12 protein-coding genes are annotated in these 19,211 nt (G+C 36.3%); all 12 read right to left on the bottom strand.

What is annotated here, in order from left to right:
* Nucleotides 1–17: 17 nt before the first annotated feature.
* The 12 genes from KI363_RS01965 to KI363_RS01910 all read right to left on the bottom strand — a co-directional run bounded on the left by KI363_RS01965 (nucleotide 18) and on the right by KI363_RS01910 (nucleotide 19,169).
* Complete coding sequence (locus tag KI363_RS01965) at nucleotides 18–932, bottom strand: carbohydrate ABC transporter permease (RefSeq protein ID WP_158322264.1); 915 nt, start codon at nucleotides 930–932, stop codon at nucleotides 18–20.
* Nucleotides 929–3,463 (bottom strand): DUF5696 domain-containing protein, encoded by a 2,535-nt coding sequence (locus KI363_RS01960; RefSeq protein WP_212965197.1) that lies wholly within the window; start codon nucleotides 3,461–3,463, stop codon nucleotides 929–931. Before KI363_RS01960 ends, KI363_RS01965 begins: the two co-directional genes overlap by 4 nt.
* An 18-nt stretch (nucleotides 3,464–3,481) precedes the next feature.
* Entirely contained in the window at nucleotides 3,482–4,117 is a 636-nt protein-coding gene (locus tag KI363_RS01955) for a YIP1 family protein (RefSeq protein WP_158322266.1), read from the bottom strand.
* Nucleotides 4,101–5,564, bottom strand: a complete 1,464-nt coding sequence (locus tag KI363_RS01950; RefSeq protein WP_158322267.1) for a hypothetical protein — start codon at nucleotides 5,562–5,564, stop codon at nucleotides 4,101–4,103. The genes KI363_RS01955 and KI363_RS01950 overlap by 17 nt, the downstream gene beginning before the upstream one ends.
* A 15-nt stretch (nucleotides 5,565–5,579) precedes the next feature.
* Complete coding sequence (locus tag KI363_RS01945) at nucleotides 5,580–6,449, bottom strand: carbohydrate ABC transporter permease (RefSeq protein ID WP_373306700.1); 870 nt, start codon at nucleotides 6,447–6,449, stop codon at nucleotides 5,580–5,582.
* Between the two features lie 8 nt (nucleotides 6,450–6,457).
* A complete protein-coding gene (locus KI363_RS01940; protein ID WP_158322268.1) occupies nucleotides 6,458–7,414 on the bottom strand; it encodes a carbohydrate ABC transporter permease in 957 nt (318 codons plus the stop codon).
* Between the two features lie 17 nt (nucleotides 7,415–7,431).
* Nucleotides 7,432–10,329 carry an extracellular solute-binding protein gene (locus tag KI363_RS01935; RefSeq protein ID WP_373306696.1) on the bottom strand — a complete coding sequence of 966 codons (2,898 nt, stop codon included), beginning with the start codon at nucleotides 10,327–10,329 and terminating at the stop codon, nucleotides 7,432–7,434.
* A gap of 82 nt (nucleotides 10,330–10,411) precedes the next feature.
* Complete coding sequence (locus KI363_RS01930; RefSeq protein WP_246516697.1) at nucleotides 10,412–11,779, bottom strand: ABC transporter substrate-binding protein; 1,368 nt, start codon at nucleotides 11,777–11,779, stop codon at nucleotides 10,412–10,414.
* A 237-nt stretch (nucleotides 11,780–12,016) separates the two neighbouring features.
* Nucleotides 12,017–13,501 carry a glycoside hydrolase family 43 protein gene (locus KI363_RS01925; RefSeq protein ID WP_246516695.1) on the bottom strand — a complete coding sequence of 495 codons (1,485 nt, stop codon included), beginning with the start codon at nucleotides 13,499–13,501 and terminating at the stop codon, nucleotides 12,017–12,019.
* A gap of 370 nt (nucleotides 13,502–13,871) precedes the next feature.
* On the bottom strand, nucleotides 13,872–15,257 hold the full coding sequence (locus tag KI363_RS01920; protein ID WP_158322270.1) for an ABC transporter substrate-binding protein: 1,386 nt from the start codon (nucleotides 15,255–15,257) through the stop codon (nucleotides 13,872–13,874).
* Between the two features lie 471 nt (nucleotides 15,258–15,728).
* Nucleotides 15,729–17,462: a sensor histidine kinase gene (locus tag KI363_RS01915; RefSeq protein WP_246516693.1), complete on the bottom strand. Its 1,734-nt coding sequence runs from the start codon at nucleotides 17,460–17,462 to the stop codon at nucleotides 15,729–15,731.
* A gap of 27 nt (nucleotides 17,463–17,489) precedes the next feature.
* Nucleotides 17,490–19,169, bottom strand: coding sequence for an extracellular solute-binding protein (locus KI363_RS01910; RefSeq protein ID WP_212965193.1), 1,680 nt, complete (start codon nucleotides 19,167–19,169; stop codon nucleotides 17,490–17,492).
* Nucleotides 19,170–19,211 lie beyond the last annotated feature (42 nt).

Genomic DNA, 19,211 nt, shown 5'->3' with positions numbered 1-19,211 from the left:
GTTTCACACTCCTTGCATTATTCATAATAAAATACACGTTTCGAAATAATGTAAGTGCTTATGGCTAGAATCAGTGCAATGCATAAAAAATATATCCAGGCCATGGCAGAACCAAGTCCAAAATTAAATGATTTAAAACCTGTTTCACGAATTAGCGTCGTTAAGTTATTACGTGAGAACGAATCAATAACCGTATAAACAACATTGACAAGAATTAGTGGACTCACCATCGGAAATGTAATCTTCCAAAAGGCTTCATAGCCTGTGGCACCTTCTATTCTTGATGCTTCATATAACTGGGGGGAAATGGTTTGAATACCAGCTAAAAAGATTAAAATCTGTACACCCGACATACTTATAATTTCGTAGATACGATCCACTGCTCCAGTTAAATAAAGCACGATCGTCTTACTTACTCCTGCCTCTAGCATCAACTTCTGAAGTTCAAAACTGCCGAATGCATTAATTGCTCCCGAATTCCCTACATTTTGTTCATTAACAGCTTGAATTAAGCTAGTACTTTCTAATGAAAAAATTACTCCAGAAGCTAAAATTACAGGGAGGAAAAAAATTGCCCGAGCTAACGACCTCCCAAAAAATCTTTGATTTAACAATACCGCAAGAAATAAACTGAATATAACAATCAATGGAACATTGACAAGTACGTCGATAATAGATTCAACTAAAGTCCGGTTGAAACTAGTATTTACGGTTAGAGCTTGGATGTAATTCTCAAGACCGATAAACTTAATACTCATTCCATTTGCATTTGCTTCAATAGAACTAAAGCTATATCGTAACGAATTTACTAAAGGGACAAAAAAGAATGCAATGAATCCCAATAGCCATGGCAAAACAAAAACAAATCCCCATAACGCTTTTCGTTGATTGTAGGTTTTTGGTATAAAACTAAATCGTTTTGCTATTTTCATATTTGGTCACCGCCTATTATATATCCCTCTGGCATAATCGTTTTTCCATCAATCTTAACCTCTGTAGCATTATAATTTACTATTACATATAATCCGTTAGAATAAGTTGATTGATAGACATTATCTGCAAGCTTTTCATGCTTTACTAGACCTGCACCTTGCACTTTTCTTAAGAATTGATTCACTTCGTGATACAATTCTATCGATTGATCTAGCCATAATTCATAATTTACAGCAAAAAGATTATTATGTTCTGTTTCTTTTAGTAAATAGTTCGGATTATATATCCATTTAAAATGGACACCTGCACCATATTCTAAACATTTCAATACATATTGACGTTCACTGGTATACGGAGATAAATTATATGGAGTTCCCGTATAATCCACATATCCTCTTAATACCATCTGATAGAACGGAATGCTTTCATCCTCAATTTTAAATCCACTATTTGACATTGGTGCATTTTTTATGAGTGAAACGAATGGTAAAGCATATGCATTTGCATCATTAGCCATAATCTTATAATCTAAATCTTTCAGGAGTGAAATAGATTCAACCAATATCTGTTCCGATTCAATTCGATCAATGTTTCGTTTTTTATTAAAGTCACTGTGAACCAAATTCGTTAGATCTTCTAATGCGATCCCCTGCAATGCGTATGACTCTACTTCATCTAAAAATGAAGAAGTATATTCCTTCACCAAATCTGGCTTGACTAGATAAGATGGTTTTTTATCTACATCTCTCTGGTCTAGTGCTAAATCCCTTGGATATACGGCAGCAGGGACCTCCCGTAGATTGCGCGCTGCTTTATTTTTTTTGTCAAATCCTTTTGTAGAGTGAGCTTGAGTCAGCGATACTCCTGGATAGAATTCCACGTTTTTCTCATCGATATACTGAATAAAATCTTTGAGTCCTTTGCTCCCCCCTATGACTTTATCTACCTTCACATTTTTCGGTATTTTTTGATCCAAACCACCATTAAACCATCCTGATAAATTTAATTTTATATTCTGAACACTCTTGTTTTCTAGTGTATCAAGTATTTCCTCTGCTTGTTCAAAAGTAGTCAAGGGCTCAAGTGCATTGTACGGTACACCAAGTAAATATTTTTGACGTGTAATCCCTCCAACTAAATCCAAATAAAATGGACTATTTTCCTCGTTTTGAATCGTTGTTGAAAGCAATTGATTATGTTCTAGTAAATAACTTTGATAGGCTTGCGCTAAACCTTGATAGGATGCCTGTTCAGACGGTAAAAACTGATAACGAATCACAAAGTCTGAGCTCATCTTTTCTCGTTGAAATTTAGGTAAAGAACGACGTTGTCCATTAGCATCTAGGATTACTTCATCCTTATTGACAACATAAAAGCTTGGATAAACATAGTTATAGCTATTTAATCGACCACTAATATCTGCATTGATCGTTGCAGCAGCAGCTCCTTCTTCAATTACACCTAAAAAGGCCGCTTCTTCATAAATCATCCCGAAAATCGGGAGTCTAATATTTTGCTCATCAGTCCCAGTATTAGTTGTTTCCATGGTCTGATCCACACCAAACACGTCTTGTTTGTAAGCAGGATAATTTACTTTTCCATTATTAAAATGGATAAGTGCTCCTGAACCATCTGGTATGAATATAGATCCCTCCTCATCTAGACCTGCTGCACCAAAGAAACTAAGTGGGGTGATCTTATTTACCGGATAGTTTTCTGGGAATTGAATAGAGTCACTCGGAATACGCACAACTAAACTATCTTGGTCTAGTACATATTCAATAGATGCTAGGAAGGCGCGTGTACCAGTCTGTTCCTGTGTAATATTATGTTCTTCAGCATCTTTTAATAAATCCTCTTCCGAATATCCAATGGATTCAAAAGCTTGTAGAGCACGATCAAGTTGTAGTCCCTTCAAGGCATCGTCATTTCGAATGTAAACCTGCTTCTCTTTATCTTCCTTATAACCAATCATAAGGGCACGTTGTCCTGTTTTATCCATTTGGTTCGTTATTTCCTTATATCGTTCATAACTTAGCATCATTGGTAAATCTTCAGCTGGATTTTTATCATTTCCAAATTGATAATTGATACGAATTCCCTTTTCAATATTCTGGAAACTAATCTGTTCATAAGCCACACTATCTGTATAAGAATTAATGGTGCTTAACTGACCATACTGATTATAGTAGTCTAGGCTTAATTGTGCCGATAACACCTCTGCATTTATACCGCTGGCTATTGTATCGAGAGTACGCTCTGGTGGATTTGTATAATACGTTTTACCTGTTGACTTATCAACTACTGCTACATCCCCTGTCTCCTCTCCTACAAACAAACGTAAAGAATCCGACTCTGCGACCCCCTTCATATTAGGGAGGGTCTTTTCTTGAAATAGAGAGGATATGGGTTCACCTTCCGATAATTCAAACCCTTCTTGCTGACTATCAATTGTTGTAATGGATGTCGAAGAACAGCCTGCCATAATAATCAATATTCCGATAACTACTGTCCATTTTTTTATCCGCATTCACATTATCCTCCCTTCCTAGAATCTCATGGTAATCTCCTGATAGATTACGGATACAAAGGAAATCATCTGTTGTACTAAGCTAAAAAAGAGTAGACATAAAAATGCCATAAAACCCATCGCTACTATCGTTAGCACCATCGTTAAAATCGTTTTTGCAGGTTTAAATTGATGCATAGTCATATTTCCTATGAACATTAAATAGACAAACCAGCAGACTGCAAAACTAGTTGTAAAATAATAAAATGTGGCTTCTTCAATGGAAATCACATTACTTAACCATATCCATGGAAAGTGAAGGAGCACCAATGGAATTAAAGCAAAACAAGTAGAATTAAAAATCTCTATAAATCTACCTTTTCCGTCCATTAATGTTGTTAATGACCAATTGGCAATGCACCAAAAGAGCACCGGAATAATGACATATGCTATTTCCATAATGCTGTTCATATCTTTCTCATTATAGATATTAATCACAAATCCACTATATTGATTGTGTAAAATATTAGTTAAGGCTAATAACATTAAAGTAATAACAGAGATTAGAAGATTTAACCTATTATTCCGTTCAAATTTTAATTCCCAATAGCCATTAAAAGGATGGAGTATGACATAAATGGGATACTTCAATAATTCCTTACTCCACAATGTCAATGCTTTTTCCTCCTCTCAGCTTTCCTACTTTTTTCAATATAATCCATAACAGAACAAGTATGAAAATGCTGGTCATAACAACGGGAAAATATTCCCTCATTATTTCTTTACGATGTAGTAAAAAAGCTTTAGAGTAGTTTTTTTGATCTTTCCCTTTTTTGAAAAAACTCATCGCTTCGTTATATAGGCCTTGTCGATATAAAGCTTTTCCAATTCCTATATAGGCAAAATCTAAATTAGCATTCATATTAATTGTTTTTTGGTAAAGATGATAAGCTTTCTCCTCATCTCCACTGTAATAGCTTTTCACAGCTTCATTTAGCGTTCTACCATAATTCGTTTCTTCAAACACTGTGATTTCAGCCAAGGATTTATCCAATACAAGAAAACGGTTCCCAATCCTTTCAATGGCTACTGGAGTAACGAATTCGCCCATCATATTGCCAATACCACCAAATACATACATTAAGTGCCCATCCCCATTGTATGTAAAGATACGCCCCTTTTTTGAATCCAGTACAGAGTAAATTTCACTATCCCAAACATCAATGTCAATTAGACGTGAAGGTCCATCCTTTTGACTGTATCGTTCATCTCCACGCGGATTAAAATATCCTTCCCTTCTTAAAATATCTGTCCCTTGTGCATTTAGTTTCTTAATTGTATCTCCCCACTCATCACCGTTGGTTGCATAAATAAATCCTTCGTCATTAATGTCAAGATTCGTAAACTCAGTTGGGATAAATTGGACCATCCGACTACGTTGTTCCTTTGTAGACAATCTTTTCCACAATAACTCTAATGGACTGACTCTTACTCGATTTGCTCCAATAAAAGTAGTAAATTCTCCATCAGCATTAAATTCCATAAATCCATCAAATACACCACTAGCCATGACATAAATTCTTTGGGCCTTATCTACTGCCAAATGAACAGGAGAAAATTCGAAATCCTCCTTCAATATTTCTGATTGTGGTGAACCCACAATTTTTACGAGCTCATACTTCTCATTCAAATGAACCACACGCTTATTCCCTGTATCCGCAATATATATATGGTTAAGTTCGTCTACAAAAACCCCCTGCGGATTATTAAACTCCTCTTTTTTTTCTTGATCCATATACATATCAATCACATGAATCACCTCTAGTTGTTCATTCAAAACAACAATGCGATTGTTGCCAGTATCCACAACATAGACTTCCCCATCCTGATTTACATAAATATCATCCGGCTCGTTAAACGCCCCAATCTGCAACCTTTCACCATCGACTATCAAAGTGGCCTTATAAGCGGCAGGGGATTCTACTGTTATCCCCGAGTAGGAGTAGTTATACGTATCTGACACCCCCTCAGCAGCTACTTGTTGCACATGTAAACTGCATAATACTAGCCCGCTAATTAATAGGCAAAGAAAGCTCCGTACTGATCTCCTCCAAATCCTCATCATGCGATCTCCTTTCTAATCTTTCAACCCAGAAGTCGCCATGGTTTGCATGACACTACTTTGAGAGATAATAAAGAGTGTAATCGGTACAATCATTAATAACAGGGCGACTGCTGCGCCAACACCAGCCCTTGCAATCCCACCTTCTGAAATCTGACCAAGTGCATAGTGTAACGTTTTTAAATTCTCACTATAAATAAATCTGCCTCCATCTGTCCCCCATAAAGCAGGAAATTGCAAAATTAAAAGTGTTAACCATGCCGGTCTAACATTCGGCATAACAATACTCCAAAAAATCCGATACTCACTTGCTCCATCTATTTTTGCCGCTTCTAGTATTGAATCCGGGATCTGTTCCATAAATTGTTTCATCAAAAACAATCCTAATGGAAACGCCAAAGATGGAACAATGATCGAAGCATGTGTATTAATCCATCCTAACCATGACATCACCATGTAGTTTGGTATTGCCGTAACATGTCCTGAAAACATTAGTGACAGTATCACAATATTAAATAATGTTTTAGATCCATAGAAACGATATTTTGCTAGTGGATATGCAGCAGCAGAAGCTAATAATATATGTCCTACGGTCCCTACTAAAGTAATTAATAATGTATTCACAATATAACGTGATAACGGTACCCATGAATCCCCCATCAAAGCGAAGAGATCAAAGAAATTATCCAAAGTTGGATTTTTGACAAAGAAACGTGGTGGGAATATAAATATCTCATCCAATGGCTTAAATGCATTATTTACGGCATAAATCAATGGTAAAGCCATAAAAGAACCGAATAGAGCTAAGAGTGCAAACAGGAGAAAGCTAACGGCAAAAGAACGATTCAACTTCTTCTGCTTGATAAAAAATCTTTGTAACTTTATCACCAACCTCACTCACCAATCTTTCTTAATAATTTCTGTGTTAGTAGGTTTGTTCCGATCATAAGGCTAAATAATACTGTAGCAATGGCAGATGAGTATCCCATTTCAAAACGAATTGTACCGTAGTCCATCAAGTGAGTAACAATTGTATGGGCAGCATAGTTCACACTTGGAAAACCAGCTAATGCAATCGCTATATCGGCCACAGCAAAGGATTGCGTAATTTGCATAACAGCCCCGAACATTAATTGTGGACGCATAGATGGCAATGTAATAAACCATAATTCCTGCCATCTATTTTTAATTCCATCCACTGCGCCAGCCTCAATAAGTGTCTTATCAATTGTTTGCAATCCTGCAATAAAGGCTAAAAAGCTCGTCCCTAAGCTTAGCCAAAGTTGTACAATGATAACGATGGTTAGAATATACTTTTCATCACTTAACCATTGAATCGGCTCGAGTATAAAACCAAGTTTCATTAGTATCCCATTTAAGTAGCCGTAACTATCACCAGAAAATACAATCAACCAAATAAAAAATATGTTTCCAGAAATTGAAGGTGCATAAAAGATAAGTGTCATAAATGCACGAATTTTTGGGGATAGCTCATTAATAATCCACGCAAATATAAAACAGGCAATATAACTAACTGGTCCGGTAATGGCAGCAAATAAAAAGGTGTTTTTTAACGCAATCAAAAAGATATCGTCATTTAAAAATAGTCTGGAATAGTTTTGCCAACCGACAAATCTTGGAAATTCAAGCATATTAAAATAAAAGAAACTTAAACCCAATGAAATGACCACAGGAATAACCGTAAAGGCAAAAAATATTACCATATATGGCGCCATCAATATATAGTAATGCTTATCTTTCTTAAGTTTTGATATGACGTGAATCCATCTCGATTTTTTCTTCGGTTGGATAGAGCCTTGTACGGTTTGGGTTGTCGATTCAACTTGCATCGGCTTCTACCTCCAAATTAATAGGATAAGTTAAACTCTTTGCGTTTAATTTCGATCTCATCATTAATGTAGATAATATAATCATTTAATGCTTCACGTGGATTTTCATTGTTATTAACTACTTTACGGAAAGCATTATCTAAATGACGCCCAGTAAAATATCCACCTGGCACTTGCGGAATACCTTCTACCCATTGCCACTGACTTTCCAATTTTTGATAGTCTGTTACCGGCCAAGGCAGTTCCTCTAATGCATCAACGTTAGCAGTTGGATAACGAGCGGCCTCCCCCATTAATCCTTCCATTTCACGTCCGTATTGAATTTGCGTTTCCTTAGAAGTCCACCATTTCATATATTCCCATGCCAATTCTTTATTCTCTGAATTCTCTAGCATCACAACTGCAGATGTAGAACTTGCAACTTGATGACTTACACTACCGTCTTTTACCTCCGTTCCTGGAACAACAGTGAAATCCCATTGCTTACGTATTTCAGGTGCCATAACAGTCAATAAATTATATGTTGTATAATCGGCAATTCCAATTGGCATTTCCCCTACTCTAAAACGGTTGGCGAAATCTGCCTGAAGGGGAAATTTGTAATTAGTATAGAATTGTGTCCAAGTCTTAAAAACATCCATTGAAATCTCAGAATCTAGTGCACTTTTCGTATCCTGATCCCGATAAAATTTACCATTTTTCTGATAAAGAAGCATAGCAAACGTAGGATTTGGCTCTAATGTTACATTATCCGCTCCACTTTCTAATGGTAAATAAAACTCCATATTGTGTTTTTGTAGGACAGAAATCATATTGTATACATCTTGCCATGTCTCAGGTGGAGTTAACCCTAATTCTTCTAGAATGTCCTTACGATAGAATAGCATCGGAAAAGTTTGCTGTTCTGGTAGGGCATACACCCCATTGTTATAGCGATATGGAACAAGGGCACTGTCACGAAAACGTGTAATCACTTCCTCATAGTCTGCAAACTGAGTTAAATCTGCTGCGGCATTACGCATCGCATAATTTATTGGAATATCCTCACCTACTTGCATGGCTACATCTGGCCCTTCATTTGCCAAAGTAGCTGGCAAAAGGATATCTCCTGGTACTAGTCGCAAATTAACAGAAATGCCTGTTTGCCTAGTAAACGAATCGTCAATGAGTCGTTTCATAACTTGAGCTTGATCTCGTCCGGTTGTAATCCAAACAGTGATGAATTGATTATTTTCTGCTACATTCCCAATACTGTCATAATCTTCTGTATATGAAGCGAAGAGCCCACCAACTTCGTGCTTCATTTTTGCGAAAAGATTAGCCTGAGTGTTAGGTAATTGTACATCTGGCGAAGATATGACTAAATAATCTAAGGTTAGCGGTTGCTCTTTCACTGTTAATATCCACGTACCAAGACCACCAACATTAACCTTAAATGTATCTAAGCGATTGGCAATGGTATCAGGACGCTTCACCATGTCTTTTAGTTGTCTTACAATCGAGTGTAGGGCAGCTACTTTATCACTACGTTCTCCTGTCATTTCCTCCATATATTTTGCAACACTTTCAATTATTTCAGCCTGCTCTGCAAAATTTTCAATTAGATTTGGGATACGTTTCTCTAGTTGATAGTCACGGTAAGGGTCAGGTGAATTTGAGGTAATCATTAAAATTTGACGGTACATTTCGTTTAACTGAAGCACACTAGATTCAATTGTTCTTAATAGGGGAGCAATTTCTCCCATTGTCACTTGCATCCGAATAGTATGCTTACCTTCACTTAAATGAAAAAGAAATGGTTCTTCCTCACCTAGCACATTCATTTGCCAATCCATACTATAGTTAAATCGCAAGCGTTTCATTTCTTCAAACGGATACTGCCCATCTATCATAAAATCACGTGTTGCATAAATACCTCTCAACTGATCTTGCTTATGTTTTAAAGCAATTTGATAGAGACCTTCTTCCTCAACTTCAAATTCCCATTCAATCCATTGACCAGGTATCTTCCAATTTACTCCACCAATGGTATTAACCCTAAGTTTAGATACATGATAAGGCTCAACTGTTGGACTAGAACGATCCTGCAATGGATAAAGTGTAGGGGAGGATTTAAAAGTTGCTTCTTCAGCTTGAATAAGAATAGATTGACCACTCGTAGCCTTAAACCCTTCTTCTTTATACTGGTTACTAACTTCTTCATACGTTAGCAACTCTTGTTCTTGATATAATTCAATATAATCAATAGCCATTGGCTCACGTAAAGCTTTAAACGTAAGCTCCTGCTCACCACTTTCAAAATAGAACAAATATGGATCCTCATAGTAACCATCACTACTTACAAAAGAAGCTGTTTGCCAAAAGGGCTTTTCCACCTGCCTAGGAGTCATATCATTGCCTCGATCATCTCGCAAGATCTCAGCTTCTGCATTTCCCCATGTTCGGTCAAAAAGTAAAAGATCTGCTCCATCAAAAGGTATCTCTTGATTAATATAAAACTCTCTTTGAATTGCCGAGCTTTTTCCTTCTAATGGGTAATAATGAATGCGTATATTATAAAGACCTGTTTCTGGGATTTCTGCCTTCCAAGTTATGGAACCTGATTCTGGTGTAATGACCGATTCACCTTCTAATCCCTCTAATTGTTTAACAATCTCAAAACCTTCTCCTTCAACATGACTAAAATTTTCTCCTTCAATGCGTATCGTTTTTTTAGGCCTCCCCTTAGAAGCATACATTTCTAAATAATGTTCATAATCGCCTTCATTATTTTGGTTAATTACGGCTTCAAAGTCATTCCCTGCATATGCTCTATTAGATCCTGATGAGTTTAAAAGAGTTGAGGCTAAGATGAACAATAAAATTAAAATAAGGCCCAAGAAAATACTTATATTTTCTTTTTTTAAAATCCTCACTTGTTCTTCCCTCCTTGCAAATCAAGAGTTTAATTATGAACAGTCACCATAAATACCAAACTGGTGACTGTTCCATTAGAGCCTATTGGCCATAAATTTCATCAATTGCTGTCTGAAATGGAGCTTTATATTTTTCAATAACTGTCGATATAGATGTTCCATTATTCAGCTCGCCTAAAAATTCATAGTAAGGTAAAGATGGGAATGTATTATGATCTAGCACCACCATACCATCACTAGCCATTACAGCATTTTCAATGTCAGCTTCATTTGTAAGATTACTTTCAAGGCTTGCCTGCAATGGATAATCATACATGGATTCAATATCATTAATTTTTTCCCATATATACATTAACTGCTCAGGATTTTCGGCAGCTTTAGGAATTGTTAATGCTTGAAATAATGCTTCTCCAGTGTGGTATGTTGTAGCGCTAGGCCCCTTCGGGAATGGCAAGAATCCGATATCATAATCTTCCATATCTGATTTAATACCCTCATATTCATAAAATGCACCCGCATACATTAAAGTGTTCCCTTGGCGAAAAAATTGGGCCGGCTCTGTCCAATCTCCGCCTTCAGTTGGACGAGCTATCTCCTCTGTAGCTAATTGCGAAACAAAATTCAAAACTTCTTTCGTTTTTGGATCATCTAAATTTTGCTGATTTCCTTTTGTTAATTCTGCTTCATTAGAGTATAGGGCTTGATCGAGTAGACCACCTTGTGCAAGCCCCCAAACATCTATCTTTCCATCATTATTTGTATCTCTATTCGCTTCTTTCGCTACTTGCATAAAGGTATCCCAGTTCCAGTTATCTTCATCTACATATTCCTGAAGCTCCTTCATACCGAGCTGACTCATAAGTGTACGATTATACATTACGCCTGCAACAAAATTAGATTGATCTTCTGTAAAGCCATATCCCCGCCCCTCATATTGCATAAACTCATTGGTTACCTTTTGGTTAAAAGCGTTGGGGTTTTTTGTATATTCATCAATTGGCCATAGTAAATCTTGCTTCACTAATACTGGAATACTATATGTTTTACCTAGACGAACAATATCTCCAATCGGCTCACCGGCGGTTAAAGAAGCAACAACCTTTTCTTCATATTCACCGTAATCAATAAACACATACTCAATATCGAAATTATGTTTTGCCATTAAGGCATCTAAGTTTTCTTTTTTCTGAATATTATCTGGATTATCTTCAGGAATAGTCATATCCCACCAAGATACAACTTTAATCGTCCTACCTCCCATGTCAAAATCCATTTCAGGTGTTTGGTAATAGTCAGAGGTTTCAGACTCAACATTTTCGTTCCCAGCATTATTCTCGTTTACAGATTCGTCTTCTTTATTTGAGGTATTTTCTACACTTTCATTACATGCCGCCAAAAGAAGAAGAAGTATAATGGTTAGCATAATGGGCAATATTTTTTTAAATCGCACTTTTTTTCCCCCTTATAATATTGATACTCCATCAAGTATAGCGCTCTCATAATAATAACAACAACCTGTCTATATGTAGTTTTATACCTGCTTAATTATAGGTGCCCTTATATTTTGACAATTTTTAATACTTTATTACAGCATAGAATACAAAAATATTGCTGTATAATAAAAATTACTTCATGACAAAACCCCTTTACATATACCTACATGTAAAGGGGTGACATAATTACATATCTATTTTTCGAATCTCCAATAATCGATTTTAAATAATTCTCTATCTGTTGCTCCCTTAAACACAAGATACAAATCTTGAGTACCAATTGCATCTGTTACTGTTTGTGCAAATTCGACATATCCATTCAACTGAGAATCACCCTGCGCTGGTATAACTAATTGGCCAATTAACACTCCTTCCGGACTATTAAGACGCAACTCAATATAGCCTTCTACGGTACCTGGCAGAACGGAAACTTTAAAGTTTCGCGCACCATCGCTTCCAAAATCAACCTGCGATATAGCACCCCAATCTCCATCATGTAGTTCGGATAGCACTCTATTTGCTAATGAATTCATTGCCATTTCATTAGGTGATAACGGCTCTGTAGTAACCCCTGCCTGCCATCCAATTGTCTCCGCTTCCACACGCTTATAAGGGTTTAATGCATGGATTTGTGAGACTCCTTTATAATCTGCAACTATCTCCTCAATGGTACCATCTTCATTTATATATACGTAATTTAAATGTGTAGATCGATATCCATTTGCTATATTCATTGATTTTGCCAATGTTTGTGCATGATAAGCAATATATAGTTGATTGTGAAATTCAAAAATGACATGATGATTATTGCCGCCAATACCAAAAAAATGACCCGGATTTTTCAAAATCGTCCCCATATATCTCCAAGGGCCCATCGGTGTATCACTAACCATATAAGCAATTTCCCCTGCCGGAGGGCTTCCTTCTGGACGATCTCCGTTAAAGAAGTTGGAACAATAGGTATAGTAATATTTTCCATTTAACCTATTGATTCCAGCATTTTCAAACATAAATGGAGCAGGAATGATGGCAGGATCTCCAACCAAGCTGATCATATCCTCACCTAGTTCAATAACACGTGAAGTATTTGGCATTTCATCTTGTCCATCTGGTACACCGCCTCCATAGTAAAGATAACCCTTTCCATCATCATCTACGAGAACAGCAGGGTCAAACAACCAAGTAACCCCTTCCGCTTCTTTGTCTGTTCTATCTATTAATGCTCGCCCAATGGGGTCAACCCAAGGTCCTAATGGACTATCACTTGTTAGTACACCTATTCCACTTGCGTTATTAGCAAAATATAAAAAGAATTTATCCTCACCATTTATTTTTTTATGTGTTACTGCAGGTGCCCATGATTGCATTGCCCATTTTGCAGCTCCATCTGGACCAGCAGCATGAATAAATCCATGATCTGTCCAATTCATTAAATCAGCAGATGAAATAACAGATAGCTTATTAATCGAGCCATACGTATTATCTACAACATTTCCTTCGCCATCATACTCTAATTGATCAGCAGTCATGTACAAATACACACGATTTTCAAATACAAGTGCATATGGATCCGCACCAAATTTATGTGATACAAGGGGATTTCCATTCGAAACTTCTTTACCAATTGCAGATGTAGGTAGAGTATTCTTTACCGTAAATTCTTTTACCTCATTATTCATCTTATTGCTCAACTCCTGTTTTTGTCCTTCTGCATCAGGCGATATACTAATATTAATTATTAAAAAAAGTATCATTAGCAATATACCTGTAATAAAATAAAAGGTGGTTAAATTTCTTCTTATTTTGCATCCCTCCTTTATCTCTATTAGCTTTACTGCATCTTGAGCCTGGAGCTAGACGAGCGCGAATTTAGCCATTGAACTTTTAACTCACGCCTTCTGGGACCTTGCCATCTCTTACTTCCCGGTCGAAACTTCGTATATGTGGGCTGCTTTGTATCTACAAATAATAAATAGCTGTTAATCCGACAGTTTTTCAATGGCCTTGATGATGGTCTGGGCATGGTCTATTTTTTCAAATTCTAAATAACTACTGTTTCCATACTTCATCAATCGCCGATTGGAATGGCTCTTTGTATTTCTCAACAACAGTCGTAACCGAAGTACCTTCTAGAATTTCTCCCTGAAATTCATAAAAAGGCATGGATGGATATGCCTCCTCTTTATCTACGACATTTATAGTTTCTCCTGCCAGTTTTGCATTTTCAATATCCTCTTCGTTACTGAAAAGCGTTTCAAACGAGTTTTGCTGTGGATAATCATAAATCGATTCGATATCGTTCATTTTTTCATAGATATAAAGCAATTGTTCAGGATGTTCAACAGTTTTAGGGATCGTTAAATAATTCGGAATCGTGTTATGTGAGGAATACCCCTTTGCACTAGGCCCTTTTGGAAATGGTAGAAATCCAATATCATAGTCTGGCATATCCTCTTTAAAAGAATCCATCTCATAGTCACTACCAGCGTACATCAACGTATTGCCTTCGCGAAAAAATTGTGCAGGTTCAGTCCAATCTCCGCCTTCCGTAGGTCTAGCAACGTCCTCTGTTGAGAGTTGAGATAAAAAGTTCAAAGCTTCAATCGTTTTTTGATCCTCTAGATTTTGCTTATTCTCGACAGCTAGATTTGCGTCATTCGCAGCCAAAGCTTGAACCAGAAGCGAAGCAGTAGCAAGCCCCCACGTATCAAGTTTACCATCATTATTCGTGTCTTTATTCGCCTTTTTAGCGACTTCAATAAATGTCTCCCAATTCCAATTATCCTCGTCTACATATCCCTGTAAAGGGCTCATACCCAAACTATCCATTAAGGTACGATTATAAAAAATGCCAGATGAGGCCCCTAAGATACCAGCCCGGAATCCATAGCCTTTACCTTCAAACTGAGAATAATTATCTGTATACTGTTGTAAAAAAACATGGTCATTATCCGTATATTCATCGACTGGCCAAAACAAGTCTTGCTTAGTTAATGTTGGGATCATCCATGGTCTAGCTAGTCGGATAATATCACCAATTGGCTGTCCCGCTAATAATGAAGAAGTTACTTTATCTGCATACTCCGCATAATCGACAATAACGTATTCAATTTGAAAATTGTGTTTCTCCATTAATGCATCAAGTATTTCTTTCTTTTGGATACTATCTGGATTATCTTCCTGAATGGCTTCATCATACCAAGAAACCCACTTGATTGTTTTCCCCCCCATATCAAAATCCATTTCAGGTGTTTGATAATAATCCTTTTCATCTTCCTGATCCTCATTATTTTCTTTACCTGCTTCACTATCTTGATTCTCGCCACTACCGGCTGTTCCATTGTCAGGGCCGCTATTTACAGAATTATTACTGCAAGCGGCAAAAACTAAGAATAAAAAACAAAACAATAAAAACAGGAAATTTCGTTTTTTCAATTATTTCCCTCCTATGATAAATATGATCAACTATAACGTTACCGCTTTCATTAACTGGTAACAACCTGTCTTTATCTAGAAATTCACCTGTTTAATTATAGACTTACTTGTTATCCGCATAGTATGCAGAAGGTGAGCTTTCAATATTTTTGATTTTTTAAATGGTATCGAAGTCACAAAAATGGATTGAACATCTCCCCAACGCCCATAATGAACAAAAGTGCAAGCGCCTGTTCAGCGACGTACAAATTTAAAGACTTCTGACGAGATAAAGGAAACACGGCGACAAAGGAGCCGATGTTGACTTATCGTAGGAAGAAGGCGTAAATTTGCTAGTCGCTAGGCGCTGAGCTGGATGTCAACCGCGACATAAGCAGCTTATCCACAAGCTAGAATTTTATAGTACGCTAAGCTATAAAAAAATCTGACTGCCGAATGTTTCAGCAATCAGAGAAAGAAATTTCATTATCCTTAAGGAGAAAGCTCAATATAAATTGTTACTTTCAAGCCCTTCAACTCACTCCTTTCCAAGTAAAGTCCGCTTCTGTCACCAAAGATTAATTGTAGTCTACGATGAATGTTCATCATACCTGTCATTTCATTCGCTTCTCCTACATTTTTTAAGCGGAATTGCAATTCTTTAAGTTGTCCATTATTAAGAGTCTCACTATTATCCTCAATAATAATAGATATGGCTTGATTAAGAGTTTTAAATGTAACATGTAATAAACCCATCTCACTTTTTTTCTCCAGACCATGCTCATAGGCATTTTCAATGATTGGTTGAATAATAAGTCTGGGGACCTTGATCCGTTCCATTTCCTTAGGCAATTCATCAAACTTCACACGAATACGTCTTGAAAATCTTAGTTCTTGTATATCTGCATATATACGTGAATGTTTGACCTCCTCGGATAATAAAACGAAATCCTCCTTGTCGCGTGTAATGAAACGAAAGTATTCTCCTAGCATAACTGTGAACTGTTCAATTCTTTCTACATCCCCCACTTTAGCAAGAGAATTAAGAATAAAAAAGCTATTATACAAAAAATGAGGGTTAATTTGTGACTGTAGCTGCTTTAATTCTGATTTTTGCATCATCATTTTCTGCTTATAATCCGCATCAATTAAGTTATTCAGTTTTTTTAACATCTGATTATACCGTGTATACAGATAGCCAAATTCATCTTTCTTATCATGTTCAATTAGACTATTTAATTTCCCCGCTCCCATACTCTCAAATCCTCGGACAAGTTGTATTAAAGGTCGATGGATAATCTTATACGTCGTATAATAGACGATAACGATCGCTAAAATTGAAGATAACACAAATAGCCATACCCATTTTGAAAAAAAATTCAATGGTTTCCTAAGTGTTTTTTCTGATAAAAAAGTCATAATACTAGTATCTAATTCTTTCGAATAAACTTGATCAATATGGTAATTGTCGTCCTCCAGTTTTATTAAGGTCATTGTAGCTTTATTTTCTAAATTCTTGTCCAAGTATCGCTCGATAACAGATTGAAAATCTTGATTGCTACTAATAGCCAATTCTAGTGTTTCAAAATAAAGAACAGATTTGCTATCAGAATAAAAATTAAGTTGTTGAAGGGTATCCTTAATATAATTTTTATTCAATTCAATTTGTACAATATATAATGGGTCTCTCTTACTTCCCCCACCATATTTAAATGCAACTAGATTTAATTCCTCATTCATGCAAGATATTCTTTGCTGATTTATGTTCACGCTTATTTTTAAAGCATCATATTCATCATAATCTAAATCAGAGATGGAATCATTTATAGATAATGTTTTTGAATTGGAAGGGATATGCACCTTAACATCCTGAATATATTTACTACTATTTTTCATAATAGAAATCTTATGCAATACATAATTTAAGTTTTCTCTTCTCTCGACACTGTTCATTAGTTCCCATGTTACGGCTAACTTTACTATTTTATTGTCTTTTAGCAAATCATATTGTTGCATCTCTATCCATTCCACTTCTCGATTTAAATCCTTTAAATAATAGGTTAATTGTGTCCTTGTAGCACTTGATATATCATTTCTAGCATTATTATAACTCCAATAATATAAATATAAACCTAGCATTACAATGGGAATATTGACTAGCAAATATGTTATAACTAAACGAAAAAATATCGACTTTCTCCAATGAATATTAGGTAATTTTAGCACGGTTCCTCCTCCGAGCCTCAATGGATTTCACTTATTTTGTATATACCATTCATTAACCTCTCTTGTCATTTGCTCACCACCGAGCTTATTCCACATATCTACGAAAACATCAAACTTATCTATCGAATCACCCAATATAATATTAAGATACGTTTCATGCTGAAGATCATTTAAAAAGGACTCTCGTTCAATCATCGTAGTAGTCGGAGCTCCAGTGAATTTATCATATAGTAACTGTCCATTGCTTTCATACTGATCCAGGATAGAAAATGCGCCATTTTCTCCATAGGAACGTGCCCATCCCCATCCGACTTCTTTATCAGAACCTTCCCGAATGTATTTTTCGATTAACTCATAGATATTCTTCGCTTCATTATTTAATCGGCTTGTATCCCCCTGCATGCAAGCATCAACTATTTGCCGATAAGCTTCTAGGTTTTTCATCGGTGGGAAAGGGGTAACAGGCGATAACTGCCAAACTGGGTAAGGGTTACTATAATAAGTTTCATAGTCTGCAGTTTTCCCCCAGTTTTTTTCTAAATGCAAATTAAATAGCTTCACGATTGATTCCGGATATTGAAAGTTCTTGCTCACAGCGAAAAACTCCCCTGTACTAAATTCTAAAGGCACTTTAACTTGTTTGTCAGAAGCTGAAACAATCGGAAATGCTTGCCAATCCGCATTCGCATTTTTTATTCGACTATCCTGAACGAAAAAAGAACCCCATTGTTCACCATATAGCATACCTACTTTTCCTTCGATTACCTGTTCCTGTACCTTAGAACCATTTTTCAAAGAAAATTCATTATCTATTTCACCTTTTTTATACATATCTTGTAGAATTTGCAAAGCTTCTTTTACTTCTGGCTGAATCCCACCAAACACAAGATTACCTGAAGAATCTTCAATCCATAATTTTGGGAAGGCTTCAAATCCAGCCATAAAACCTTTTACATCTAATATGGGATCCCATAAGTAGTTTGTAAGTGCCAAACCATAGGTGTCATCAAGACCATTTTTATCTGGGTCCTGATTTGTAAACGCTCTAGAAATTTCTCGCAGGTCATTCATTGTTTTTGGAGGATCAAGTTCCAAGTTATCAAGCCAATCTGTCCGAACCCATAAATATGTAGCGTTTTCAATAGAAGAGCTAGTTACTGGGATAGCCATCAGTTTACCATCAATCGTGGCAGTTTCAAATGGCCCTATTCCTTCTTGGCTTAATGTATTCTTTGTCAACGGTGTAGCATAGTCTTCATAAACATCAGATAAATCTTGAATAAAACCCGCGTTGCTCAATACTCTTAGTTGCTCTGCATTTACTTTGACGACGTCAGGTATTTTACCAGAGGAAACGGCGAAATCCAATTTCTGTCGATAGACGTCTCCCTTTGCAGTCCAATCATAGGATATGCGAATTCCTAGGACTTGTTCATATAATTGACTCCACCTGTTATCACTTAATGATTCACCCGGTAAACTAGCTATAAGGCTATCAAAGTCATTCGACAACTCTCTTACAAAGGACACTTCAATTGGCGGATTATACTTCATTAAGCCTAACTCACTGTACACTTGTTTATGGTTCTTAGTTAAGGCATTCATTTCCCCATTATTTTCTTTTTCCTTATTATTTTTACAAGCTGTTATGTTTGATATCATCAATAAAGTCATCAGCACAAGCACAAATCTTTTCCAATTATGCATAATCTAGAATCCACCTGCTTTTGCTTGATTTTTGAAATTAGT

The organism is Lederbergia ruris (genome assembly GCF_018332955.1).
Taxonomy (GTDB): Bacteria; Bacillota; Bacilli; order Bacillales; family Bacillaceae_C; genus Lederbergia; species Lederbergia ruris.
This window is presented reverse-complemented; position numbering and strand designations above follow the sequence as displayed.